Origin of the sequence: Pseudoalteromonas mucoides (genome assembly GCF_049257175.1) — a bacterium.
Lineage (GTDB): Bacteria > Pseudomonadota > Gammaproteobacteria > Enterobacterales > Alteromonadaceae > Pseudoalteromonas.
Genome location: NZ_JBMMUC010000003.1, coordinates 243462 through 267916 on the forward strand (window position 1 = coordinate 243462; position 24455 = coordinate 267916).

The 24455-nt window shown below is 39.4% G+C and carries 21 protein-coding genes and 4 tRNA genes; 18 read left to right on the forward strand and 7 right to left on the reverse strand.

Annotation, left to right across the window (positions count from 1 at the left end; genetic code table 11):
* The first annotated feature begins 779 nt into the window (after positions 1 to 779).
* From AAEU30_RS04475 to nth, 12 genes are all read left to right on the forward strand, one after another.
* Positions 780 to 856, forward strand: a tRNA-Asn gene (locus AAEU30_RS04475).
* A 21-nt stretch (positions 857 to 877) separates the two neighbouring features.
* Positions 878 to 954: transfer RNA gene (locus AAEU30_RS04480), tRNA-Asn, on the forward strand.
* Between the two features lie 24 nt (positions 955 to 978).
* A tRNA-Asn gene (locus AAEU30_RS04485) sits at positions 979 to 1055 on the forward strand.
* A gap of 24 nt (positions 1056 to 1079) precedes the next feature.
* Positions 1080 to 1156: transfer RNA gene (locus tag AAEU30_RS04490), tRNA-Asn, on the forward strand.
* 150 nt (positions 1157 to 1306) lie between these two features.
* A complete protein-coding gene (locus AAEU30_RS04495) occupies positions 1307 to 3250 on the forward strand; it encodes an EAL domain-containing protein (protein ID WP_421959491.1) in 1944 nt (647 codons plus the stop codon).
* Between the two features lie 206 nt (positions 3251 to 3456).
* A complete protein-coding gene (rsxA, locus tag AAEU30_RS04500; protein ID WP_087531693.1) occupies positions 3457 to 4038 on the forward strand; it encodes an electron transport complex subunit RsxA in 582 nt (193 codons plus the stop codon).
* A gap of 1 nt (position 4039) precedes the next feature.
* On the forward strand, positions 4040 to 4594 hold the full coding sequence (gene rsxB, locus AAEU30_RS04505; RefSeq protein ID WP_099295825.1) for an electron transport complex subunit RsxB: 555 nt from the start codon (positions 4040 to 4042) through the stop codon (positions 4592 to 4594).
* 8 nt (positions 4595 to 4602) lie between these two features.
* Positions 4603 to 7017, forward strand: coding sequence for an electron transport complex subunit RsxC (rsxC, locus tag AAEU30_RS04510; protein ID WP_421959492.1), 2415 nt, complete (start codon positions 4603 to 4605; stop codon positions 7015 to 7017).
* Positions 7014 to 8072: an electron transport complex subunit RsxD gene (rsxD, locus tag AAEU30_RS04515; RefSeq protein WP_421959493.1), complete on the forward strand. Its 1059-nt coding sequence runs from the start codon at positions 7014 to 7016 to the stop codon at positions 8070 to 8072. The genes rsxC and rsxD overlap by 4 nt, the downstream gene beginning before the upstream one ends.
* Positions 8069 to 8704, forward strand: a complete 636-nt coding sequence (gene rsxG / locus AAEU30_RS04520; protein ID WP_421959494.1) for an electron transport complex subunit RsxG — start codon at positions 8069 to 8071, stop codon at positions 8702 to 8704. The genes rsxD and rsxG overlap by 4 nt, the downstream gene beginning before the upstream one ends.
* On the forward strand, positions 8701 to 9399 hold the full coding sequence (locus AAEU30_RS04525) for an electron transport complex subunit E (protein ID WP_421959495.1): 699 nt from the start codon (positions 8701 to 8703) through the stop codon (positions 9397 to 9399). The genes rsxG and AAEU30_RS04525 overlap by 4 nt, the downstream gene beginning before the upstream one ends.
* A 36-nt stretch (positions 9400 to 9435) precedes the next feature.
* Complete coding sequence (gene nth / locus AAEU30_RS04530; RefSeq protein WP_421959496.1) at positions 9436 to 10068, forward strand: endonuclease III; 633 nt, start codon at positions 9436 to 9438, stop codon at positions 10066 to 10068.
* A gap of 70 nt (positions 10069 to 10138) precedes the next feature.
* Here nth and AAEU30_RS04535 read toward each other — a convergent pair whose 3' ends face one another.
* Positions 10139 to 11020: a transporter substrate-binding domain-containing protein gene (locus tag AAEU30_RS04535; RefSeq protein ID WP_421959497.1), complete on the reverse strand. Its 882-nt coding sequence runs from the start codon at positions 11018 to 11020 to the stop codon at positions 10139 to 10141.
* A gap of 390 nt (positions 11021 to 11410) precedes the next feature.
* On the opposite strand from AAEU30_RS04535, the gene AAEU30_RS04540 reads away from it, so the two are divergent.
* The 3 genes from AAEU30_RS04540 to gloA all read left to right on the forward strand — a co-directional run bounded on the left by AAEU30_RS04540 (position 11411) and on the right by gloA (position 13203).
* Positions 11411 to 11956 carry a hypothetical protein gene (locus AAEU30_RS04540; RefSeq protein ID WP_421959498.1) on the forward strand — a complete coding sequence of 182 codons (546 nt, stop codon included), beginning with the start codon at positions 11411 to 11413 and terminating at the stop codon, positions 11954 to 11956.
* Positions 11862 to 12614, forward strand: coding sequence for a GGDEF domain-containing protein (locus AAEU30_RS04545; RefSeq protein ID WP_421959499.1), 753 nt, complete (start codon positions 11862 to 11864; stop codon positions 12612 to 12614). The genes AAEU30_RS04540 and AAEU30_RS04545 overlap by 95 nt, the downstream gene beginning before the upstream one ends.
* Before the next feature lie 190 nt (positions 12615 to 12804).
* Positions 12805 to 13203: a lactoylglutathione lyase gene (gloA, locus tag AAEU30_RS04550; protein ID WP_421959500.1), complete on the forward strand. Its 399-nt coding sequence runs from the start codon at positions 12805 to 12807 to the stop codon at positions 13201 to 13203.
* Positions 13204 to 13668: 465 nt separating this feature from the next.
* On the opposite strand, the gene AAEU30_RS04555 is transcribed toward gloA, so the two are convergent.
* On the reverse strand, positions 13669 to 14301 hold the full coding sequence (locus tag AAEU30_RS04555) for a GNAT family N-acetyltransferase (RefSeq protein ID WP_421959501.1): 633 nt from the start codon (positions 14299 to 14301) through the stop codon (positions 13669 to 13671).
* A gap of 337 nt (positions 14302 to 14638) precedes the next feature.
* Between AAEU30_RS04555 and AAEU30_RS04560 the strand changes: the two genes are divergently transcribed.
* Positions 14639 to 14905: a hypothetical protein gene (locus tag AAEU30_RS04560; RefSeq protein WP_421959502.1), complete on the forward strand. Its 267-nt coding sequence runs from the start codon at positions 14639 to 14641 to the stop codon at positions 14903 to 14905.
* A 13-nt stretch (positions 14906 to 14918) separates the two neighbouring features.
* Positions 14919 to 15692, forward strand: coding sequence for a Zn-ribbon-containing protein (locus AAEU30_RS04565; protein ID WP_421959503.1), 774 nt, complete (start codon positions 14919 to 14921; stop codon positions 15690 to 15692).
* Positions 15693 to 15731: 39 nt separating this feature from the next.
* On the opposite strand, the gene syd is transcribed toward AAEU30_RS04565, so the two are convergent.
* Complete coding sequence (syd, locus tag AAEU30_RS04570; protein ID WP_421959504.1) at positions 15732 to 16271, reverse strand: SecY-interacting protein; 540 nt, start codon at positions 16269 to 16271, stop codon at positions 15732 to 15734.
* Positions 16272 to 16330: 59 nt separating this feature from the next.
* Between syd and queF the strand changes: the two genes are divergently transcribed.
* Complete coding sequence (gene queF, locus AAEU30_RS04575; RefSeq protein WP_421959505.1) at positions 16331 to 17176, forward strand: NADPH-dependent 7-cyano-7-deazaguanine reductase QueF; 846 nt, start codon at positions 16331 to 16333, stop codon at positions 17174 to 17176.
* A gap of 13 nt (positions 17177 to 17189) precedes the next feature.
* Here the strand turns inward: queF and AAEU30_RS04580 are convergent, their stop codons facing one another.
* Genes AAEU30_RS04580 through AAEU30_RS04595 form a run of 4 tightly spaced genes read right to left on the reverse strand, consistent with a single transcriptional unit; the run spans position 17190 to position 24351 of the window.
* Positions 17190 to 18062: a peptidylprolyl isomerase gene (locus AAEU30_RS04580; RefSeq protein WP_421959506.1), complete on the reverse strand. Its 873-nt coding sequence runs from the start codon at positions 18060 to 18062 to the stop codon at positions 17190 to 17192.
* Between the two features lie 34 nt (positions 18063 to 18096).
* Positions 18097 to 18927: a transporter substrate-binding domain-containing protein gene (locus AAEU30_RS04585; RefSeq protein ID WP_421959507.1), complete on the reverse strand. Its 831-nt coding sequence runs from the start codon at positions 18925 to 18927 to the stop codon at positions 18097 to 18099.
* Positions 18928 to 18934: 7 nt separating this feature from the next.
* Positions 18935 to 22627, reverse strand: coding sequence for an autotransporter assembly complex protein TamB (gene tamB / locus AAEU30_RS04590; protein WP_421959508.1), 3693 nt, complete (start codon positions 22625 to 22627; stop codon positions 18935 to 18937).
* A complete protein-coding gene (locus AAEU30_RS04595) occupies positions 22627 to 24351 on the reverse strand; it encodes an autotransporter assembly complex protein TamA (protein WP_421959509.1) in 1725 nt (574 codons plus the stop codon). Before AAEU30_RS04595 ends, tamB begins: the two co-directional genes overlap by 1 nt.
* Positions 24352 to 24455: the final 104 nt, after the last annotated feature.

Sequence of the window (24455 nt, forward strand, 5' to 3'; positions counted from 1 at the left end):
TTAAGTTATTGTTTTTATTTATAATAAAAAAACTGTTTTAAAGACTTGATATCCTTACAGCGCCCGAAAAATCAGGCTCAAACGATGTTCTTAAAGTTTCATAAACAGAGTTATCCACAGAAACCGTGGATAACTCTCTCAAACCCGCATTAATAAAGGCGTACAACCATACTCAAATTTCTATTCAAACTTCATGTTGGCGAATACTAACTTTAATGTATTTAATCAATCAGTTCAAAAAACATACTCAAACCAAACATTGCAGAAATATTAATGTAAGTGAATTATTTTTTATTATCGTATCTGAACAACTATATAACTGATATAGAATAACTTTTACTAACCTCCTACTCAGATACTAAAAACCAAATTTAATTAAAGCAAAATATAATCATGGATTTTATTGCTTGGGAATAATGAAATGCTTACTCATTAACTTAATTTATGTCGCTGGCAAGCTCAACTTAGCTAAATATTCTTTCTGCCTCTTAAAATACTTTTTTATGATTTTGATGCCTTTGAGCGAGGCAACTGCATTTTTAATACATTTATTACTCGCGTAACCCTAGCGAATTTTTGTACAAAACTAATTTTATTTTCGGCATTTGCTATTTCGACTGCTATTTTCGTGCGCTATAAAGCGTACGATTAAAGCTATAAAACACACAGATCGAACATAAAAACATCGAATAGACTACTTTTTTGAATTTATGAAGTTTTTATGTTGACACTTTGCGGCTCCATCATTAATATTTCGCCCCGTTGAAAGGCATGACGCTTCCCCCTTAGCTCAGTTGGTTAGAGCGACGGACTGTTAATCCGCAGGTCCCCCGTTCGAGTCGGGGAGGGGGAGCCAAGTTTTTCAGCCATAAACGCTTCCCCCTTAGCTCAGTTGGTTAGAGCGACGGACTGTTAATCCGCAGGTCCCCCGTTCGAGTCGGGGAGGGGGAGCCAAGTTTATGTAATATGATATGTAGTTCCCCCTTAGCTCAGTTGGTTAGAGCGACGGACTGTTAATCCGCAGGTCCCCCGTTCGAGTCGGGGAGGGGGAGCCAAATCATATAATAAGTTATTGTAGTTCCCCCTTAGCTCAGTTGGTTAGAGCGACGGACTGTTAATCCGCAGGTCCCCCGTTCGAGTCGGGGAGGGGGAGCCAACTTAACGAATCAATTAGACTTTTCTTAATAATTCCTCTACTCTACACCTGTTAGATAAATAATCATTGTTATAATATAAACAAAATACAAAAGATTTGATTTATCAAGGATCTGATTCCTTCCCTTTTGAACGAGTGAAAGACTAAAACATGGCTGGTTTTAAAAAACTTATATTTATACAACTCATATCTTGGTTATTACTTGCAAGCGCTGGTGGTTACTTTGCTGCTTCAGCTTTTGATAGTGCAGCGAGCTCTGCGCAAAAGAAAGCACAAAATGTTGTAAGTAATTACATTAATAATCACACCCTTGAAGATATTTCCCCACAACAAATTCAGCAAGCACTGGCTGATGGCAATACGTTTTCATCATTTATTCTTCGTGATTACGACGGAAAAGAACTTATAAATATCCAGTCCCCTACTCCATTACCCAGTTTTGCTGCATTTGTTGAAAATAGTTTTAACTCTATCCGTCCACAGTTTGCCGTTAACACAGCATCTGATATCAAAGTGGAATTCACCATTAATGCTCACAACTTAGGACTATTATTACAACAAGCTATGTTCATTGTCATTTTAGTATCTGGCTTAATGGCAATCATCCCCGTCATATTCATGAAAGCAATGCTTAAACGGCTTAACAGAAACATAAGTATGACTGTGGCTGAGATTGTTGACGTATACATCAATCAAAACCAAGTAAATAATGGATTAGAAACATCGATTGATAGTACAAAAATTAAAAAACTTGCCGCTGATTTAGTGCCAAGCTTTAATCGGCTGTCATATTTTTTACAATCTAAACATGAAGATATTCAAAATGCTGCCCTCTCTATTAAGCAAGAAGCATATAAAGACGTAGTCACTGAACTTGGTAACCGTAATATGTTTGTTGAATATTATGAAAAGCATATTGAAAGCAGCGAAAAAAGTACATTTGGCTCCCTTGCTATGGTCAGATGCAGCGAACTGCAATCTATTAACCAAACTCGCGGCTACCAAAAAGGCGATGAATACGTTAAAGCCGTAGCGGATATTATTAAGCATATAAGTGGTACGTATACCGGAAGCAAAGTTTTTCGTTTAAATAGCTCTGACTTTGCTGTAGTGCTGCCAAACATTCCACTAAAAGAATCTGAACGTTTTGGTGATAACTTGCAGTCCCGTTTTACCCAGTATCAACAAAACCAAGAACTCAGCTCCGTTGCAAATACAGGTATTGTTGGTTATGAAAAAGGGAAACCGCTAGGTGAGTTGTTGTCAATTGTTGATAATGCAATGAGCATGGCACAATCAAAACAAGCAAATGCATGGCATGTACAACGTGATACTGACTTAATAAATAACGTCAGCGCTGGTTTTGGCAACCAAAATTGGCGCAAAGTCATAAACGAAGTGATTGAAGCTGAACGCGTACATTTAGTAATGCAAAGCATTATGCCAATAGGCAAAAGTATTAAAGCTTATGCTGAAATTCAAGTGCGTTTTAAAACCGAAGAAAATCAAGTACTACCTACAGCCTCTTTCTTAGCCATGGCTGAAAAGCTTGATATGGCCATTGAAATTGACCGGCTTATTATTGACACTTCATTAGAAAAAATTAAGAGCCGTAATTTTTCAGAAAAATACTTCGGTATCAACGTAACTGCGTCGAGCGCTCATAATGACCAATTTGTCATTTGGCTAGAACGCCGCCTATTAAAAGATACTAATATTGCTTCTAAACTGGTTTTTGAAGTCAGTGAATTTGGACTACAACAAAACATTAAAGCCAGTAAACGCTTTATTGACATGGTGCACCGTGTGGGTGCTCGTATTACCGTTGAACGTTTTGGTGTTGGTTTAACCTCATTTAAGTTTTTCCGAGATTTAAAACCTGACTTTATCAAAATGGATGCAAGCTATACCCGCGGTTTAGAAGAAGACAAAAACAATCAATACTTTATGCGTTTAATGGTTGATTTAGCGCACCGCATAGGTGTCAGTGTGTTTGCTGAGGGTATTGAAAGCCAAGAAGAAAAACATATCGTTGAAACACTCTGCCTAGACGGTGTCCAAGGCTATTACATAGAAAAACCAAAAGATATCTAACATTTCACATTTCAAATAAGGCGCGTCTAGCGCCTTATTGCTGCCCGTAAGAACACGCCGATACTAACAAGATATAACTGAGTTATATTGCAAAATTGTAAATGATAGTAAGTATCATTACTAAAGTAGCTTTTTTCCTTTTGATGTGTTGTTAAACTAGTGAGAAAAAAGGATAATGTCGACGATTATGATAGCTTGAGGCGAATATGACAGAATATGTCTTGCTGTTAATTGGCACTGTGCTGGTTAATAACTTTGTTTTAGTACAGTTTTTAGGTTTATGCCCTTTTATGGGGGTATCAGGTAAATTAGATACTGCTATTGGTATGTCTCTCGCGACGACCTTTGTACTGACGCTCGCCTCTGTAACAAGCTATTTAGTCAATCAGTATATTTTAGTTCCTCTAGATATCACTTTTTTACGTACAATGAGTTTTATTTTGGTGATTGCGGTCGTCGTTCAATTTACCGAGATGGTGGTTAAAAAAACGAGCCCTACACTCTATCGCTTGCTAGGCATATTCTTACCTTTGATCACCACTAACTGTGCTGTATTGGGGGTTGCGATATTGAATATTAAAGAAGACCATACTTTCTTACAATCAGCTGTTTATGGCTTTGGCGCTGCCGTTGGTTTTTCATTAGTGTTAGTTTTATTTGCCGCCCTACGCGAGCGCTTAGCTGCCGCAGACGTCCCCTCTCCTTTTAAAGGTGCATCTATTGCGATGATCACCGCAGGCCTTATGTCTATGGCCTTTATGGGTTTTACCGGATTAGTGAAGTTTTAACATGACCTTGTTTTATGCATTGCTGGCGCTCGGATCGCTGGCACTTATTTTTGGCTTAATTTTAGGCTTTGCTGCTGTACGATTTCGCGTACAAGGCAGCCCTATTGTTGAGCAAATAGACACCATTTTACCGCAAACTCAATGTGGTCAATGTGGTTACCCTGGTTGCCGCCCTTATGCTGAAGCTATCGCCAATGGTGATGAAATCAATAAGTGCCCACCAGGTGGTGAAGCAACCGTTAAAAAGCTGGCTGATTTAATGGGTGTTGAAGCCAAACCGCTTGCCGGAGGTGAGCAAGCTGAACCGGTTAAAACTGTTGCCTATATACGTGAAGATGAATGTATTGGCTGTACCAAATGTATTCAAGCTTGCCCTGTTGATGCCATTGTTGGTGCAACAAGGCAAATGCACACTGTACTGATAGATGAATGTACTGGCTGTGATTTATGTGTTGAACCTTGTCCTGTTGATTGTATTGATATGTTGCCCGTAGAAACCACAAAACAAACGTGGAAATGGCAACTAGATGCAATCCCAGTTACACAAATAGATTAAGGTCACACATGGAAAAGTTAATTCAGCAAATCAAGCAAGGTAAAGTGTGGCCGTTTCCAGGTGGAATTCACCCACCGGGACAAAAAGCACTGTCGAATACTCAGGCTATTTCGCGACTCCCGTTACCTGATAAGCTTATTGTGCCGCTTAAACAGCATATCGGTGCAAACGGTCAGCTCATCGTCGAAAAAGGTCAGTCGGTTTTAAAAGGCCAAGCACTCACTAAGCCTGTTGCTAATTGGTCAGTGCCTGTGCATGCACCTACATCCGGTGTTATCGCTGATATTTGCCAGATGCCATCAGCGCACCCATCAGCATTGCCAGAGTTAAGCATTATCATAACACCTGACGGCCAAGATACATGGTGTGAGCTTAATCCTATTGCCGATCCCAGTAACCTTACTCATCAAGAGTTAATCGATATTATTCATAACAGCGGTATTGCTGGCATGGGGGGAGCTGGTTTTCCTACATATATAAAAGCTGATAGTCGCAAGCCGATTGAATTTTTTATTGTTAATGCCGTTGAGTGTGAGCCTTACATCACTGCCGACGATGTTCTCATGCGCGAACACGCAGCTCAAATCGTAAAAGGGATAGAACTGATGCAACAGTTACTATCTCCTACATTAACAATCATTGGCATCGAAGATAACAAACCTGAAGCCATTGCAGCGATGAAGCAAGCCGCTCAGCACAATGATAAAATCATCGTGCAGACCGTGCCGACCGTCTACCCGTCAGGTGGTGAAAAGCAGTTAATTCAATTATTAACTGACAAAGAAGTTCCCAGTGGTGGAATTCCTGCCGATATTGGCGTATTGGTGCAAAACGTGGGGACCTTGTTTGCCATTGAACAAGCGGTGACACAAGGCAAGCCACTTATAGAGCGTGTGGTCACTGTCACTGGTAATACAATTCACAATGCAGGAAATGTTTGGGCTCTATTAGGCACTGAGATAAAGCACTTATTAGATTGCCAAGGTTTTTCGCCTGTCCCGCAGCAACGTGTAGTAATGGGTGGGCCTATGATGGGCTTTACTCTTCCTACAGTTCGTATTGGTGTAGTTAAAACTACAAACTGTATTTTAGCGCCTGATCATAACGAGCTAGCAGAGCCAGGCCCAGAGCAAGCATGTATTCGCTGTAGTGCCTGCGCTGATGCATGCCCTGCTTCTTTATTACCTCAACAGTTACAATGGTTCGCTAAGTCAAAAGAATACGACAAACTCAAAGAATATAACTTATTTGACTGTATTGAATGTGGGGCATGTGCGTATGTATGCCCAAGCGAAATTCCTTTAGTTCAATACTACCGTGTCGCTAAAGTAGAGATAAAAGAGCAACAAGCAGAACAAGTTAAAGCTGAACGGGCAAAAGAGCGATTTGAACTGAGAAAAGAGCGCTTAGAACGTGAACAAGAAGCAAGGCAAAATCGCCATAAACGCAAGCCTGCTGTCAAATCGGCTGATGAAAAGCAAAAAGTCGCAGATGCGCTAGCACGAGTTAAAAAATCAGACGATAAAGCGGACAGCAAATCAGCCGTCGCAGCTGCAATCGCTCGTGCAAAAGCGAAAAAGCAAACTGGTGAATTAGAGCCAGATAATAGCGAAGTAGCACAAGAACGTGCTGCACGTAAAGAACAGGCACGGGCCTACAAAGCGCAAAAAGAAGCTGAGAAAAACTCAACAACGCAAGAAACTGGCGATAAAAAGTCAGCCGTCGCTGCCGCAATCGCCCGCGCTAAAGCTAAAAAAGCCACACAAGCTGATACCAGCGAAACCGCTGATGCTCCTGTTGATGACAAAAAAGCAGCCGTTGCTGCCGCTATCGCCCGCGCTAAAGCTAAAAAAGCCACACAAGCTGATACCAGCGAAACCGCTGATGCCCCTGTTGATGACAAAAAAGCGGCCGTTGCAGCCGCTATCGCCCGCGCTAAAGCTAAAAAAGCCGCACAAACAGATACCAGCGAAACCGCTGATGCCCCTGTTGATGACAAAAAAGCAGCCGTTGCTGCCGCTATCGCCCGCGCTAAAGCTAAAAAAGCCGCACAAACAGATACCAGAGAAACCGCTGATGTTCCTGTTGATGACAAAAAAGCGGCCAAGCAGACTGATGCTCAGCAATCGGATGAACTAACACCCGATGCCGAATCAAGCCAAACGCAAGAAGCTGCACCGCAAACCGCAGATGATAAAAAGAAAGCTGCCGTCGCCACAGCTATCGCCCGCGCTAAAGCTAAAAAAGCCGCCAAACAGACTGATGCTCAGCAATCGGATGAACTAACACCCGATGCCGAATCAAGCCAAGCGCAAGAACCTGCGCCGCAAACCGCAGATGATAAAAAGAAAGCTGCCGTCGCTGCAGCTATCGCCCGAGCGAAAGCTAAGAAACGCCAACAAGAAGGAAGTGATAAGTCATGAAATTAACCATGGCCAGCTCGCCCCACAATCATAGCCATAAATCACTTAATAAACTGATGCTAACTGTGATTTTAGCCTGTATTCCGGGTTTAATTGCTCAGTTGGTATTTTTTGGCACAGGTGTTTTAATTCAATTGCTCCTAGCACTGCTCACCGTCAGTGTTGCAGAAGCGGCTATCATGCGAATACGTAAACGCTCAGCACTCACAGCGTTAAGTGACGGCAGTGCATGGCTAACCGCTGTATTACTCGCTCTAAGTATTCCGCCACTCGCCCCTTGGTGGATTATTGTGATTGGTTGTTTATTTGCTATCGTAATTGTGAAACAGCTATATGGTGGCTTAGGGTTTAACCTATTTAACCCAGCCATGGCTGCCTATGTATTACTGCTTATCTCATTTCCAGTACAGATGACTGCTTGGCTCCCTACGGTCGATTTACTGGCAAAGCCAATCACCTTTACCCAACAATTAAGTGTTATTTTTAATGGTTATACAACAGCTGGTTTTAGCGTTGATCAACTAAGGGTCGGCATTGATGGGATGACGATGGCCACCCCCCTTGATACGGTTAAAACTGATGTCGCTCATGGTTTAACAATCACTGAAAGCATGCAGTCGCCGCTTTTTGATCAATGGCTTGGTAAAGGCTGGGGATGGGTAAACCTGAGCTTTTTAGTAGGTGGTTTATATTTAATTAAAAGCAAAGTGATTAATTGGCACATCCCGGTTAGTTTTATCGTGACCCTTGCAATTTGTAGTGGCATTGGCTATCTCGTTGCACCAGGCACAGAGCCTGGAATTGTATTTCACCTATTTAGTGGTGCAACCATGCTCGGTGCATTTTTCATAGCAACAGACCCTGTTTCAGCTGCCACAACGAATCGTGGGCGTTTAGTATACGGTGCATTAATTGGTTTATTAATTTATCTAATACGTACATTCGGTGGTTTTCCTGATGCTGTCGCCTTTTCGGTGTTGCTTTTAAATATGGCAGTCCCTTTAATTGACTATTACACACAGCCTCGAACATACGGCCATGGGATGAAAAAATGATCCTACCTTCAATGACTAAAAATGGCGCGATATTGACCCTTTTTGCGCTGCTTACAACCGGTGCTGTTGCTATTGTTCAGCAATTTACAGCTGACAGTATTGCAGAGCAAGAACGCAAGCAACTATCAACTCAATTACAAGAAGTACTAGATCCGACTTTTTACGATAATATTTTATATAATGATTGCGCTCTCATTAATGAACCATTATTAGCTAAAACACCACAAATTGTTTACCGTGCTCGAAAAAATGGTGAACCTGTTGCCTTAGTTATGCGCCATGTAACTCCAAAAGGCTACAGTGGTGATATTGAGCTGTTAACCGCGGTATTTGCTAATGGTGATATTGCAGGTGTTCGTGTGACTAAGCACGAGGAAACCCCTGGCCTTGGTGACAAAATTGAAATTAAAAAATCACCTTGGATCACTGTATTTAATGATAAAACAGTCCTGGGTGAAAACGACGAACGCTGGGCGGTAAAAAAAGATGGCGGTAGTTTTGACCAGTTCACTGGTGCCACAATTACACCTCGCGCTGTTGTTGGCTCTGTAAAACACGCTGTGCTATTCTCTCAAACTCAATTTGATGCTGTATTTAATGCATCTAACGCATGCAAAGTAGGTGAGTCATGAGCCAATTAAAAGAACTTTTTAACGAAGGAATGTGGAAAAACAACCCTGCCCTCGTCCAGTTACTTGGTTTATGTCCATTACTCGCTGTCACGTCAACTGTCACCAATGCAATGGGGCTGGGACTGGCAACTTTAATGGTGCTAGTCGGTTCTAATGTTACTATTTCTGCGGTTAGAAACTGGGTACCAAAAGATATTCGTATTCCTGTCTTTGTGATGATCATCGCAGCCTTTGTAACGATTATTCAGCTTTTAATGAATGCCTATACATTTGGCCTGTATCAGTCTTTGGGGATTTTCATACCCCTCATTGTTACTAACTGCGCCATTATTGGCCGCGCTGAAGCGTTTGCATCTAAAAATCCAGTGCATTTATCAGCCTTTGACGGACTCATGATGGGCGCAGGCTTTATGGTGGTATTATTAGTTTTGGGAGCAATGCGAGAAATTATTGGTCAAGGCACCCTTTTTGACGGTGCCGACTTATTACTTGGCCCGTGGGCTGCAGCTTTACGTATCGAAATATTTAGTTTTGACAATCAATTTTTACTGGCCATATTACCGCCAGGTGCTTTTTTAGGGTTAGGTTTATTAATTGCAGCTAAAAATGTGATAGATGCACAAATAAAAGCAAAGCAAGTAGCACCGCCAGAAGCAGAAAAAGGCCCTAGGGCACGAGTAACTAGTTTAACTTAAGGGGAAGCGTACAGCTTGGCTGTGCGTTTAAGTTGCATGAATAAAGAAAAACGCTACGAGATTTTAACTCGTCTACGCGATGATAATCCGCATCCAGAAACTGAGCTTGAATATTCAAGCCCATTTGAATTACTTGTCGCAGTCACACTCTCAGCGCAAGCCACAGACGTAGGCGTCAACAAAGCCACCCGAAAACTGTTTCCAGTTGCTAATACACCACAAGCTATTTTAGATATTGGCCACGATACACTGCGAGACTACATTAAAACCATCGGCTTATTTAATTCAAAAGCTGCTAACGTTTATAAAATGTGTGAAATTCTCGTCAACCAACACAACAGCGAAGTACCTGAAAACCGCGAAGCATTAGAAGCTCTGCCCGGTGTCGGCCGTAAAACAGCTAATGTCGTTTTAAACACCGCTTTTGGCTGGCCTACCATTGCCGTAGACACGCATATTTTTCGAGTTTCTAATCGTACTAAGCTTGCTATGGGTAAAGATGTTGTAGCTGTTGAACAAAAGCTCGAAAAAGTGATCCCAAAAGAGTTTAAAGTAGACGTACATCACTGGCTTATACTCCATGGGCGTTATACTTGTGTTGCTCGTAAGCCCAAGTGTGGTAGCTGTATTATTGAAGACTTGTGTGAGTTTAAAGAGAAGGTTGAATAACTATTATTGTTTTGAATTAAAAGAACAAAGGCGAAATTTTGGCAATCTCTTTTCATAATTTTTCGGCCATTTAATCTAGGAGATCTAGCATTTCATTAACTTGTTTTTCAGTCATGCGTATACCATTTCTTTCAAGAAAGTGTATTTGTCTTTCACGTAAGTTTAGTGCTGATATACTCTTGCTGTGAATTGGATGTTCAGTTAGTATTTTCAAGTATTTTCCGCTTAACTCTAATTTCTGAAGGCCGTACTCTATTCGTTTGGCAAGGTATTCATTATCTTTATTAACGAAGAAATAAATGCTAGAGGGATAGATAAAGGCGTGATTTTGATCAAGTTTCAAATTTTTTTCGATTGTACTTTGAAACTCATTGTGCGCTTCAAACATGCCTCTTAAAGTATAATCATATAACCCCTTTGAGATATCTGAATATAGGGATTCAAGTTTACTCGTAGTATGAACATTAAATTGATTTGACTTTAATATGTTTGAATCAGGCCAATCATGTCCTTGTATGACTGTTAGCTGCTTTATTGCAGAAAGCGGTGTCTTTGGGGTAAATGTCTCTTTTACTGTTGAGTTATATACAGCAATCCTAAATCCTAAAAACCCTTTTAGTAAAGGAAACTTTATCGCTCTTACTCTGCTTTCTCTAGCTGGCGTACTAACAGTCCAAACTACATCTATAAGGTTTTTTTCTAGACTTTTTAACTGCCTATCTTGAAGCATAGGAAGTGAAATAGGAGATAACTCACAAGAACCATATATACTCTTTGTTACAGTGCAAATTTCATCGAGAATTTTGATATAAAAAGAGTTTTGAGGATCGTCTTCTCCACTTTGCTCCATATGACGAATAACTGTTGAAGTACTTCTCTCATTAGAGTTCGCAGGCGGGCTCACAAACGTTACAATTAATAAAGTAAGCCCGATAATATTGAATAATTGCATCTAGGTAGGCCCTAATCAACAAGTCTTTAATTAGTATGATTATAGATCCTGATTTTAGCAAATACCTTACTTTATAGTGTAATTACCAAATGAATTGAAACATATATCTTGTGTTCTTATACTATCTATTGTTTATCCAAAATAAGTAGGTATTAGTATCTAACTACTGTTTTACCTTTCGCCTGACCGGCAAGGCTGTAGATATAATATATGGCGTGTACCTAGTCGCACCAAGTGGGAAATGTGAATGAAGTAGAAAAAATTTGAAAAAGTGACTCCAAAAGAGTTTAAATACACTTACATCACTGCCTAATAATACATGAGTTTACTTACATAGCGCGTAAACCCATGTATTATTGAAGGCCTAGGTGAGTTTAAATATAAGATATAATGAAATCAAAACAAAATTATTTATTAATAACCTTAATTGCTTTATCCGCACTATTTATTTGGCTAAGTAAAAGCTTTATTATTTTTATTGTTTTTAACAATGAAGTACAAGGTATTGCCTTTGCCGATTTGATAAGATCATTCACAGAGCTTAATATAATTAAAATTATGAGCTTTCCAGAGTTCTGGGCAGCAAATAAGAATTACACTATGTTTGATGCCCTTAACTATATGTTCGAACCTATGACCGCTTTGTCGGGAGTAGCATCTTTTATTTTGATTTTAAGCTTTTCACATTTTGTTTCGCCTCTAAAGCCAGCTTCCATATCGCTATCATTTCTCTTAATTGGTTTTTTATATATTATAGTGGCATGGTCAGTGCTACTAGATGTACAAGAAACTAAAATGGTCGGTGCATTCCTAAGTATTGGCGTGCAAGGTTTACTCATACATGCAATTATTTGTTGTGCTTTTTCAATCTTCATGTTGGTTAAAGATGTATCTATTAAAAATAATAATAATATTAAGCCTGATATTACTTCCTAATATTGGCTATTGCAGTGGAATCGATTGGAGAGAAGAAGCTATTGAGCATATTCGGCTGAATATAATTTTATTTACAAATATTACCATTATTTGTCTCACACTTTTAGCGACCATGGTTTATTTTCGTGCGATGAAGACAAAAACCAAGCTTATGTCAGCCCAAAGTTTAATGGATCCACTCACCAATACACTAAATAGACGAGGCTTCCACCAGCGACTCGACTTACTAGCAGACAAAGATGGTATATTACTTATCGCTGATATCGACAACTTTAAATCTATTAATGATCGTTTTGGTCACAATACCGGTGATAAAGTATTGCGAAGAGTAGCTGACACATTGCACAAGCAGGTTCGTAGTAAAGATATCGTTTCACGTTATGGGGGAGAAGAGTTTTTTATTTTCTTTGCCCACCAGAACTGTGAAATAGCTAAAAAGATAACTGATCGATTAATTACGGCTATCGCAAATATAGACGTCAGCGATTTAGCTCCTAACTTAAACCAAGTCACTATAAGTATTGGGGTTGAGAAAGGAAATGCAGGAAAACATAACTTTGAATTTTTGTCTGAAAGTACTGATAAATATTTGTACCAAGCTAAAACCTCAGGAAAAAATAAAGCGATTTATGGGTTTACTGTACCTAGCTCCTTTTGAACTACACTCTCAAACCCTATTATTTGAAGTATATAATATAAAATCGCTGAGCCATAAGGCTAGTACCGAAGTCGTAATTAAAATTATATCATTACTCTCAAGCCAAAGGTGAAAACTCATTTTCGGTTATAGAGTATAAACGACTATTTTTCAGTATATTTAATTCATTCAATGAGAGGACAATACGTCAATGCGTTTATTACACACCATGTTGCGAGTAGCTGATTTAGAAAAATCAATTGCATTTTATACCCAAGTATTAGGCATGAAGGAACTGCGCCGTAATGATAACGAGGAATATCGTTATACTCTGGCTTTCGTTGGCTATGGTGACGAAAAAGATAGCACAGTATTAGAGCTAACTTATAATTGGGATACCGATAGCTATGATTTAGGTAATGCCTATGGTCACATTGCGATTGAATTTGATGATATTTACAAAGCATGCGAAGCAATAAAAGCTGCTGGCGGTAATGTAAGCCGAGAGCCTGGTCCTGTTAAGGGTGGCACAACCGAAATTGCATTTGTCAAAGACCCTGATGGTTATGCTATAGAGCTTATTCAAAAAAAAGATAATTCACTCCTTTAATTTGCTAAATTTAATTTATATTAACCCACATCAATTTATCACCTCATGCCGAGCCTACACTTTACTGGTGTGAGAATTTAAAGGGTTAGTCACTTGCAAATGCAAACTTCAATCTGGTTACTAGCGGCTCGCTTTAGAATATCTCAATTTTAGGGAGTCGCTGTTACTTAACTCATTAACCTTTTGAAAAGTAGACGTTATACCGTAATTTCTGCAACTCTAAAGCAAACGAACATGCTTTATCTCACCGGCGAAGTCATAGTCGATTGAGCATTATAAATGAGTGCTCGCGGCACGGCATATTAAACGCGAACAATATGCTGCAAGATCCATCGTATGTATATAACCTAACGTTCGTTGGTAGTAATTATTACGACGAATTAAACTCAATTAATCTCCTCTAGCCAGTCTTTGACTGGCTTTTTTATTAATCCCACCATTGAATATTAATCGTTTAAGTCTTAATCACTTAAACAACAACTCTCCCTCTACGCTATTAAACGATAAATTCTTCAACAGACTAAACCCTTCACTTTTAAAAAAAGTGTTGTGTTGGTGACGCGTTACAAAAACAGCTATCCCAGTTGCCGCTGCGTTGCTTTGTACTAAATCATCTAAACCCCGTAATAAGTGCCTTCCTAGCCCTTGCCCTTGAAAATGAGGATCTACTGCAATAAAAGCTAAAAAGTAATAGTTTCCTTGTTCTTTAAGCGCATTACGAATAGTTGTTTCTTTTTCGATTAATTGATTCGTTTGTAAATATCCGGCACTGAGCATTAGCTTTAATCGCCAGTGCCAATATCGCTGCGCTTGTAGTTGACTATTAGATTCAAACACACACGCTACCGCTTTGAGCCTTTCATTACGGTACAAGCCTACTAAGGGCTGCTTATCTTGCCAAAATGTATTTAACTCTTCTCGGATCAATGCGCGTAATCTCTTTTCATAAGCGCTAAGGTTTTGTTCAGAGTAATTGAGTACTTGCTGCAATACTGGATCATCATGATAGGCTTGGTATATTAAGCTTGCAGCTACGCTAATATCTTCTGCTGTAATGTATTGCACGCTATAAGCGTCATCTTGCATGGTGGTTGTCATAAGCACCCCTTATTATTGTTGATTGTTTGCGTACTCCCATCTATAGGTATATTCCGATCCACGACAAAACGCAAATTCAGCGAGAGTTAAACTCACTCACTTCATCATCAGTTAACATTTCCTTAAAGGAGAATGATATGGACACAACAAAGCATGATATTACTGAGTCTTAATGTTGTGACTGAAGTAAAACAATTGACCAGCTAGACTTAAGGCTGCGTCGTTAACACCTATTTATTCTTGCGCACACTTTTATTGAGCGTAACTGAGTATATTGATATTATACCCGCACAGTACACTACAGTGCTGTGCATTACTTTTTAAGAGTTTATAATTAATGAATTCCATCGTTATTGATGCTATCAAAGCCCTTCTCGAAGAAGGCAAAACCCCTACAGTTGCTTTAACTAAAAATAAATTATCTCAGCCTGTACCCATGCCGATTATTATTGCAGCGGTAAGCCAGTATAAAAATAATCCTGATTCAATCCACAGTTTAATCAAACAGCCAAGTACAGAACAAAGTAGCAACGCTCATGAAAGCCAACTTGATCGTATTGAAGCTAAACTTGATAAACTATTAGCGCTGCTAGATAAAAATTAATTGAGAAAATGTAATGTTTGTTGTTGATTTAACTTTTGACTGTTACCAAGACACCACCCTTGAAAGCGCAGAGCAAGCAATTAACCGTTTAGTGAATGCATTGCGTTTTAACGGTCAAATTATGGGGGAAGAATTCCCTACCGTTTTGAAAGATGGTTACTTTATTACTCGGGTCATGTGCCCGACTGATGACGCTATGCATCCATTAAATCACAGCCCTTTTGTCAAACACAGTATTGATAAATTACATGATGCCGGCTTGCTTGCACCAAAAGTTAAAGTAATAGGACAAGATATTCACTCTAACGGCGCTGATGCATGCCACGAGCCTTCGTCATATATTTTATATACCACGTATGTTCACACCTGTAGCCCGCTTTATTGTGGAGATGATTTTTTACCCGTACCATTATTTAAAATCCCCGCTATAGCAAACGGCGATTATAAAACATTAATTAAATGGCAAGAAGACTGGCAAGCATGCGACCAGATTCAAATTAATGGCGCAACGCGCTGTGAATTCCCTGCGTTAGATGAAATATCTAATCTTGAGAGTGATCTTTCTCGCCGTGGTAAAGATATTGCTAAACGCATAAAGTTTTTAACCCAAAAGCCCGTTTACTATTATTTATACCGTGTGGGCGGTAAAGATAAAGCATCAGAGCTCGCTAGAAAATGCCCCAGCTGTAACGGAGAATGGAAATTACCTGAGTCGTGGTTTGGCTTATTTGATTTTAAATGTGAACCATGTGGATTGGTATCAAACATTTCGTGGGATTTTCAATAATCCAATTGCTGCGGAGTAAGTTGTACTCCGCTAATTTTTTTAAACCTTAAGTGCTTTTATAAACTCTTCAAGGTTAGGTGCAAGTACATGGTGAGGTTTTTTACCCACATACTCTAGACACACTTCACCGCTTTGAACTAACACAGTAACCAATAAGTCTTCTTGATCAGTCAGACCGATAAATACACTAGGCGGCTGCTTTAGTTTTTGTTTCATCAAAACATGTCCCGTTATATTCTGTTGCAGTAAGTCAAAGTCGTCCTCACTCCAAGTTTGTAATAACTCAATAGTATGTTCATCAATTTTTGCAATAATTGAGCCTGCGTAAAATGTGCCATAGTAACCATTGAGTGCATCGGGGAATTCTAAGTTCAGCGCAGCGGCTAAATCATTGAGCGACCCAGTGGTTTCTCTGCGTGTTGCCTGCCATTGAATAAAACCATCATCATTGGGGGTGCCTACTTCTGCAGGGCTTGGCCAGCTTTCGTCGTGCTCAATCTGAGGCAAAACACTGGTTTTACTTAATGTATGCTGTGCAAAATTTTTATGAAGTTGTTCTAATTGGGTAACAATAGACATACTGCGAAACTCATTAGCTTTAGGTATAATACCCGTATTATAACTACAAAAGACGCAACATGACAGATTACAGCAACTCTCCTGAACTAAAAGGCAGTGTACTTGGGCAATCAACTGAGTACGTTGACACTTACACGCCAAGTTTATTATTTCCTATCGCTCGCAAACTTAACCGTGATGATTTAAATATTGACGAGGCAAACCTGCCTTTTAAAGGGCAAGATATTTGGACTGGTTATGAGTTGTCATGGCTCAATAACAAGGGGAAGCCTATGGTTGCTGTGGCAACTTTCGCGTTTCCTTGTCAAACAAGTCATATTATTGAGTCTAAATCATTTAAGCTGTATTTAAATAGTTTTAACCAAACTCGATTTGACAGTATCGAACAGGTAAAAAATACTTTAACAAATGATTTATCACATGCGGTAGCAATGCCAATTGCCGTCACTCTTTATCATGCAGATGATTTTAATTGCCTTCCTTGCACACCACTACCCGGTGAGTGTATTGATGATCTAGATATTGAAATTAACGATTATGATCTAGACGCAAATACACTTAAGAGTGTGTCTAAAGAGCTCGTTAGCGAAACTTTACACAGCCATTTACTTAAATCTAACTGCTTAATTACCTCACAACCTGATTGGGCGAGTATTATTATTCGATATACTGGTGAGAAGATTTGTAAAGAGTCCATATTACGATACTTGATTTCATTTCGTACTCACAATGAATTTCATGAACAGTGTGTAGAACGCATATACTGTGACTTAACAAGTATGCTTAATATTACTGAGCTTGAAGTGTATGCGCGTTATACTCGTCGTGGCGGCCTTGATATAAACCCATATCGCTCCACCCACAATGATGTCGTGCCATTTAGTGTCAAAATAAACCGCCAATAAAGGCGGTTTGTGACTACGCTTTATTTACTCTCTGCGTAGGTATAGGCATGGCACATACATCTATGTAATTAGGCGTTTCTACAAACCATGCTTCACTACGGTTCTTTCGTGCTTCAATTAGCGCTTTAAAAGCCGTTGAGTCTGTTCGCATAACTTTAAATTGGCTGCTATCGTACTCAGCAATATCAGCCAATACTTGTATATCAGTGATTGGGTTCAAAAGCTCTTTATCGTTTGCTTGTCTATTGAGTCGATTAAAGTGCTGCATTCCTTCAAGAACACGCCCAAAAACAGTAATGTTTCTATCTAAATAACGCTGGCTGTTACCAATCGTTACATAGAACTCTGTTCCACCACTGTTAATATCATTACCCCGGGCCATGGCAAAAATACCATTACAATGCACTTGCCAAGTTTCGGTCTTGTTTTTATTTTGTGCCACGGCAAAACCATCTAGAAAACCTGTAATTGGAGCATAGCCATCCTGGTTATCAAGCTCGGTGATAGCCACAGGTGCTTTAGTTGTTAAATAAAACTCTGCGGGAAGTGTTTTACTCGCTTTCGTAATTACTTTTTTGCCACTAGCATCCCCCCCTTGAGCAACAAACCCTTCAACAAAACGATAAACATTGAGCTCTTTATAAAAACCCTGCTGCGCTAACAGTTTTATATTGCTTGTGTGCTTAGGGGCAAGATATGGATTAAGCTCTATATATGCAGAGCCTGTAGCTAGGGTTATTTTCAATACATTATTTGGCTCAACTGCTCGCCACTGAGAGGCATCGGCACGCTCTAAAATACTGCTCACTGTAGGCTCTTGAGCATGAGCTAGCGGCGATTTAGTCAATAGCGTCAATAAAACTGGGACTAACGATTTTTTAAACATAAAACAGCTTATTATAGGTAGTTATAGCGACAGATTATTGATTAAGCTCTTTAACATCAAGCCAATAATGTTCACTATTTAATGGTGCACTTAAGGGAAGAAGCGGGTTTTTTAATTCAATAATACGTCTATTTTTTAAATTAGCTTGAGCAATGGCATCCGCAAAATGACGATAAAAAAGTTCATCGAAGGAGCCATCGGCAATTGCAAGCTCTAAACCTTTGTGTATTTGACCATGTAATTGCATGTTGTCATTTGCGACGAAAAAGTAAACTGCGCTAGGATAATGAATAGCAATGTTCTGATCGTTTACTAAACTTTTATGTCTCGCTTTTGTGACTTCAAATATTTCATAAGGTAATGCATCAAAACGCCCTGTTACCAGCATGTGCAATGGGTCTGCACCTTGTCCATAAGTTGTTATTTTCAACTCGTTACTTTGGAAGATAGCAGCGTCCGGCCAATCTTCTCGTAAACCAAAAATAAAACGCTGTAACTCGCGCGAATGACGCACACCTCTAAATAACTCTTTATTATTAATATGAACTAGAGGGATACGATAGCCAAGTAGTCCTTTAACAATAGGGATTAATATAGCCTTTGCTTTTTTTTCAGATTCAGAATTTGTTACTTTCCATACAACGTCAATCCCCTTTTCAGTGCCCAATAAACGAATTGCCCGAGTTTGACTTGGAATATTATCAACAGGCTGCATATTAATTGTAATATCCGATTTACTGAGTGCTAATTGGAGTAACTCGATAGCATAAGGGTGTCCACCAGCACTATAACGTACTGTAACCTGCTGAGCTATTGCATTTGGTACTAGCATCAACATAAAACCAATTAGCATAAGTAATTGCATGTTTTACTTAATCATCCCAATCAAATTTATATAATATGTCGGCACTTCGAGTTAAGCCACTGGTAATTTCGATATATAACTGGGACAACAATTGATAGCGCACAGCAACTTCGCTGAGCGACTCAAAAACCCCGACACTGTATTTTACTTGGACACCTGGCGCAACATAACCTGAAATTTCCACTTTAGTGTCATCTCCGCTACCTTTAGAGCTGAGACTAACGTCTGATAAACCAAAGCTCTCACCCACTTTTGACACCACACCTTCACTTCGACTTACCCCTTGGGCTAATAATAGCTGCGTTAACATTGCATCGGTCGAGCTGTCGCCTTCATCAAGCGGCTGACCGTTGAGTAGGTACGCTAGAGATTGCCCCTGATCCATTGCAGGCTCAGAAAAGACTTTTAATGAAGGCTGTTCGACGTTACCTGTTAAAGTAATGCCAGCAACCACATCGTTCGCGGTATTTTCAGGGTTACGAATTGCCTTAATATTTAAATAGGGTTTGTCTATCGGCCCGCTAAAACCAACCTGCCCTGTGCTGATAATTAAGTCTTGGCCAAACGCGCGATAAGTACCTTCACGTAAGTTTAGTTCACCCGTCGCTATCATGGGTGTTTGCTGATCCATCTTAATTGTTAAATCACCCGCAATTTTAGATTCGAGCCCAAACGAATCAATGCGTACATCATTCTGCACAATTAGTTTTAGATTAATATCGTAATCAAAGGGAACGGCTGTTGATTGCTCTATTTGTTGATCAATGATGATTTCATCATCACTTACCTGCACAGCCCCCTCTGGTAACTCTTCGATTGTAATACGCCCGTAAGGCACTACAACTTGGCCAGCTAGTTTGAATGCGTTGTCGGCAAGGTTAATGTCTAAATCCGGTGATACCTTAAACAGTACACCCTGTTGCGCTTTAATATAAAACTGTTCACCATTTATGGCTAAATTAACTGCCGGCTTAGCCCCTCCCCAGTCAATATCCCCACTAAGAGTGATATTGCCACCTTCAGTGTCATTGAGCTTTCCATCTAATGTCGCTTTTGTTTTATCAAAGCCAATATTTATCCTTGAGTCAACGACGGATACTGGGAGCTGTTCACCTTGAAGATCAACTTCATCAATACTAACTTGCCCATTTAATAATGGCTCGGTTAACGAACCATTCAAAGCTATCTGGCCACTAATATCACCCTTAAGTTGCTCTAGTGTACCGATAAATGGTTGCAAATCGGCTAACAATATTTTATCAATATTTATATTACCAGATAGCGTTTGGCTTGACGGTAAATCTTGCACCGAAATATCAGCATTAATGTCACCTAACAGACTCGAATTTAACGTTGCCTGCAGTTGACCACTTTGTGAGTTAGCCTCCGCTTTTAGGTTCAACGTTTCGATAGGCACTCGATATCTTTTTTCTTCATCAATAAATATTGCAGCCAAATCTTGAGACTGCAATGATGCAGTTAGCTTTTTCAAATTTGCTGACTGCCAATTGGCTGCAACTTGACCCGTTATGCCGCCTTTGGTGACTAGGTTTTCAGGTAATAAATGCTTAAGCTCTGCTAAATCTAAGTTATCAAGACTAGCAACTAAAGAACCAATATCATTCGCTTGCGTGAGTTGATCAACACATAGTTTACTGCTTTGAGTCTGCCAACAGTGTTTATCGACAGAGAAATTGCCATTTTCAGTATTAAATGTTACTGCAACTTTGGGAGCAGCTGTTAGCTCTAAGGTATTGTCAGTCAATAACACATCACTTAGCTGGCCTTGCCAGGTTTTATTGACCATTGCACCTGCAATTTCAAATTCGGCTTTTCCCTCAAGTGCATCAAGCTCAAATTGCACGAGGTGATCTTTTTTATCCCCAGTAGCATTCACGCTAATACTATTAATTTGTTGCCCTGCAAGTTTTGCATTGCGTACTTTTATATTGGCGTTTGTTTGCCAATCGGCAGCATAATTAAAATCAGACTTTATAGATAGCGCTGCAACAGCGATGTCGTCATAAGTTAAATCCTGCAAGGCTAAGTCTAAATTAACTACCGGCTCTAAACGTTTACCGCGAATGGAAAGGTTACCATCACCAGTCCCTGTAAAAGGCAGCTTTTTTTGTTCTGGTTTATTTAAATACAACTTGCCATCAATATTCCATTGCTGCTCGATATGGCCCGCTAAAGACAACTTATTTTCGCCACTTGTTAGCTCAAGTGCTTTTATATTTGCATGTAAATTACTGTTTAAATCGAAGTCTGATATAAAGTTAAAGTTAACTTCATCAATAACCCCCGTTAATTGACTATCTTGCATAGATAATTGCCAATTGTTATTCGAAGCATTAAAAGAGCCAGCAAATTGACCTGAAATATCACTGGTGACCATATCTGTTAAGTATTGCGCTTTTAGTTGGTCTAACTGCCCAGAAAATTGGCTTTTTATACCATTTTCCCAGTTTGCTGATGCTTTTATCGTTGCGCGGCTTTCGTTTGCAGCTAAAGCGAGTCGTTCCACATTTATTTGTGTTAATCCACCGTTTAATATTGCATTTAGGTTTACCTCAGGATAAGCGCCCAGTTGGCTGTTTCCGGTCAGAGTTAACATATAGTCATCTGCGTTACCTTCACCATTCAAAGCAACATTTGTCACTTTTACTGGGTTACTTTGCGCATCTAATTGCCATTGTTTTATATAGGCTTCAAGCGTAAAAGGAAAGTTTACAGTCTTCAGATCAGCTTGTAATTTGGCTGATAAAGGGTAAAAGCCTTGAGTATTCACATCGAGCTTTAAATCTGATAAATCACCACTGGCTAGTAAAGTTAATTGTTGTTCAACACTAGTAACGTCAATTTTAGCATCTAAAGGGGTTTGCCCTTTGAACTTAGCGTTCAGTTCAGTTGATAAATGCCATTGCTGGTACTCAGCAGTAAGCGTTTCTAAAACCAGTTCACTGCTATCTATTGAAAGTGCAGTACGAATGCTTTTTACTTCATGTTGCTGTTCAGCTTGGGTAATTCGAACCAAGTCTATTGCTATCTCTTCAATATTTGCTGCTATAGGTGAAGTAAACTCAATATCAGGTAATGGAGCCAGTGCTGTTAAAGGTTCTGCAGGGGGCTTCTCAACCTCTTTAACTAACACGTCAACCTGCTTAATACTTAAAGACCTGAGTGTAACTAAGGACTCTTCTGCTTTAGCACTTAACTGAAATTGCTGGACAGTCACATCAGCACTAGCATGTGACAAGTTAAAAGTATTAATAGCAACCCGTTTTACTGACAGCGCAATAGGTAGATTAATCTGCGAGGGCTGTTCAAGCATGTCTTCATTTGACGGTACATCATCAATTTCTTCAATTTGGGTTTGGTCCACGTTTTTAATATTTAAAGTAACTGTTTTAGCACTGAAATTTTCAACACACACCCCATCACAGTGCCACCAGTATAAATCAAGTTTTAGTTGCTCTGCTGCGAAGTCTAAGCTTGGAGATGTATATGTTATATTGAACGAGTCGTTATATAAGAAGCGACCATTTTTGATATTAATAGAAAGTCCGTCGACTAATTTATTCGCAGTATAAGCGATTAATTGATTACCTGGTGCTGTAAATAGCAAACAAAACAATATCACTAATAAGGTGCTAATAACGATAGTTAGTAAAGCGGTGATTTTTTTCATTTTTAACATTAAATTTCAGGCCCTATAGTAATACTTAAACGCGTACTCTTACTTTCTTTTGTCAAACCCCACGCATGGTCAACTCTGACAGGGCCAACGGGTGTTAAATAACGAAAACCAAAGCCAGCACCTACTTCAACCCGATCTGAAAAATCATTCGTCGCTGTACCACTGTCAACAAACAAAGCTAGCCGCCAACTTTGTGCAAACTGATAGTTATACTCAATAGTACCTGAAAGTAAGTATTTCCCCCCAATTAAGCGTCCTTCATCATCCTTTGGAGAAATAGATTCGTAAGCAAAGCCTCGCACACTTTGATCACCCCCAGCGTAAAAGCGAAGTGATAAAGGCACATTGTTTATATCATCCACTAGCATTGCGCCAACATTAGCTTTTAGAAACACTAAATGTTTATCCATATAAGTACGTAACCACGCATTTTGCAATTGAACACGTATAATATTGGTTGTTGAAAAAGCATCTTCTAAACCAAATTCAGCTGAGACTAACCACTGTTCCCCCCAATACGGTGTGGTGCCACCTTTAGTGTCTTTTTTTGCATAACTAATGCCCGGCATTAACATCTTAGAACTTTGTTCATCATCCCCTAAACGATACGTTTCATAGTCTCGACGAATAAATGCAGTACGCACCCAGTCGTTCTCAGTTAACCATTGGCGCTGTAATTGTGCTGTAAATATTTTGCTATAAATATCATCGGTCAATTCATCTTCAAGTTTGTAACCAACTGAGTAACGCCATAAATCGTCATTGGGATCATCCACGGGAATGGTATAACCCAAAGAGATATCCTGCTGACGTTCGGAGACATTTAAGTTACTTTCAAGGTAGTGGCCATTTTCTGTGATCCAGGGCTTAGACCATTTGAACCTTACTTTCGGTCCTAAGTCAGTGTCAAACCCTCCGCCAACTTCAAAACTGTTTGCTGGTTTATGTAGTACATCTATGTTTATTGGTACTTGTTGATTTGCTCGATTGGCGATATCAGCATAAACTCTCACACTATTAAAATAAGGGGTCGTAGATAGTGACAAGTTATATTCAGAAACTGTTGTGGCTTGATATGGTTCACCTTGTTCGAATTTAGCTAATGAACGGATGTATTTTTCTGCTGGACTTTCATTACCTATAATTAGTTCACCAAATTGATACCTTGTACCAGTATCAAAGGTTAAAATGACTTCCGCGCTATTTAATTTTAGTGAAATAGCTAATTGATGAGTTTCCCATTTGACATCAAAATAACCTAGCTCCAATAATTGGCTTTCTATTTTCTTTCGCGCCGCATCATAATGACTGTGATTGAGAATATCACCTTGTTTTAAGTTTATTCTGTTAACAACATCCATTAATTGAATGTCATTTTTTCCTGCTCCATGTACAGTCACACGAATATCGGCAATACGAGTGACTGGGCCTCGCTCAATAGTTGCAACCAACTCTTGTGACTGTGAAATATAATCTAATTTAATTTCAGGTTTATAATACCCTAATGCCTTTAGACTACTAGCTACTTGTTTTTTAGCATGACTGAGTACTGTACGCGTTACTTTTTCGCCTTCAAGTTGCTTTAAATATAGCTCTACATTTTTTTCAAGGTCACCACTTAGACCATTAATTTCATAACTTTTTACAATATTGGATGCAGCAACTAAATTGCTTGAAATAAAAAAGAATACGACTGCAATAAGCGTAAATATTCGACTAGGCAAGTAATTTCCTTACTAAAAAACAAGTTAACTTTAATGAGCTTAAATAATACCACAAGCCAGTGCAGTGACACAGCAACTCAAATGTGAAAATTAGTACGCTTAAT

What these genes read in the sequence shown, in the direction of transcription:
- AAEU30_RS04495 (WP_421959491.1), top strand. Translation starts at nt 1,307, where the DNA reads ATGGCTGGTTTTAAAAAACTTATATTTATACAACTCATATCTTGGTTA.
- rsxA (WP_087531693.1), top strand. Translation starts at nt 3,457, where the DNA reads ATGACAGAATATGTCTTGCTGTTAATTGGCACTGTGCTGGTTAATAAC.
- rsxB (WP_099295825.1), top strand. Translation starts at nt 4,040, where the DNA reads ATGACCTTGTTTTATGCATTGCTGGCGCTCGGATCGCTGGCACTTATT.
- rsxC (WP_421959492.1), top strand. Translation starts at nt 4,603, where the DNA reads ATGGAAAAGTTAATTCAGCAAATCAAGCAAGGTAAAGTGTGGCCGTTT.
- rsxD (WP_421959493.1), top strand. Translation starts at nt 7,014, where the DNA reads ATGAAATTAACCATGGCCAGCTCGCCCCACAATCATAGCCATAAATCA.
- rsxG (WP_421959494.1), top strand. Translation starts at nt 8,069, where the DNA reads ATGATCCTACCTTCAATGACTAAAAATGGCGCGATATTGACCCTTTTT.
- AAEU30_RS04525 (WP_421959495.1), top strand. Translation starts at nt 8,701, where the DNA reads ATGAGCCAATTAAAAGAACTTTTTAACGAAGGAATGTGGAAAAACAAC.
- nth (WP_421959496.1), top strand. Translation starts at nt 9,436, where the DNA reads ATGAATAAAGAAAAACGCTACGAGATTTTAACTCGTCTACGCGATGAT.
- AAEU30_RS04535 (WP_421959497.1), bottom strand. Translation starts at nt 11,020, where the DNA reads ATGCAATTATTCAATATTATCGGGCTTACTTTATTAATTGTAACGTTT.
- AAEU30_RS04540 (WP_421959498.1), top strand. Translation starts at nt 11,411, where the DNA reads ATGAAATCAAAACAAAATTATTTATTAATAACCTTAATTGCTTTATCC.
- AAEU30_RS04545 (WP_421959499.1), top strand. Translation starts at nt 11,862, where the DNA reads ATGCAATTATTTGTTGTGCTTTTTCAATCTTCATGTTGGTTAAAGATG.
- gloA (WP_421959500.1), top strand. Translation starts at nt 12,805, where the DNA reads ATGCGTTTATTACACACCATGTTGCGAGTAGCTGATTTAGAAAAATCA.
- AAEU30_RS04555 (WP_421959501.1), bottom strand. Translation starts at nt 14,301, where the DNA reads ATGACAACCACCATGCAAGATGACGCTTATAGCGTGCAATACATTACA.
- AAEU30_RS04560 (WP_421959502.1), top strand. Translation starts at nt 14,639, where the DNA reads ATGAATTCCATCGTTATTGATGCTATCAAAGCCCTTCTCGAAGAAGGC.
- AAEU30_RS04565 (WP_421959503.1), top strand. Translation starts at nt 14,919, where the DNA reads ATGTTTGTTGTTGATTTAACTTTTGACTGTTACCAAGACACCACCCTT.
- syd (WP_421959504.1), bottom strand. Translation starts at nt 16,271, where the DNA reads ATGTCTATTGTTACCCAATTAGAACAACTTCATAAAAATTTTGCACAG.
- queF (WP_421959505.1), top strand. Translation starts at nt 16,331, where the DNA reads ATGACAGATTACAGCAACTCTCCTGAACTAAAAGGCAGTGTACTTGGG.
- AAEU30_RS04580 (WP_421959506.1), bottom strand. Translation starts at nt 18,062, where the DNA reads ATGTTTAAAAAATCGTTAGTCCCAGTTTTATTGACGCTATTGACTAAA.
- AAEU30_RS04585 (WP_421959507.1), bottom strand. Translation starts at nt 18,927, where the DNA reads ATGCAATTACTTATGCTAATTGGTTTTATGTTGATGCTAGTACCAAAT.
- tamB (WP_421959508.1), bottom strand. Translation starts at nt 22,627, where the DNA reads ATGTTAAAAATGAAAAAAATCACCGCTTTACTAACTATCGTTATTAGC.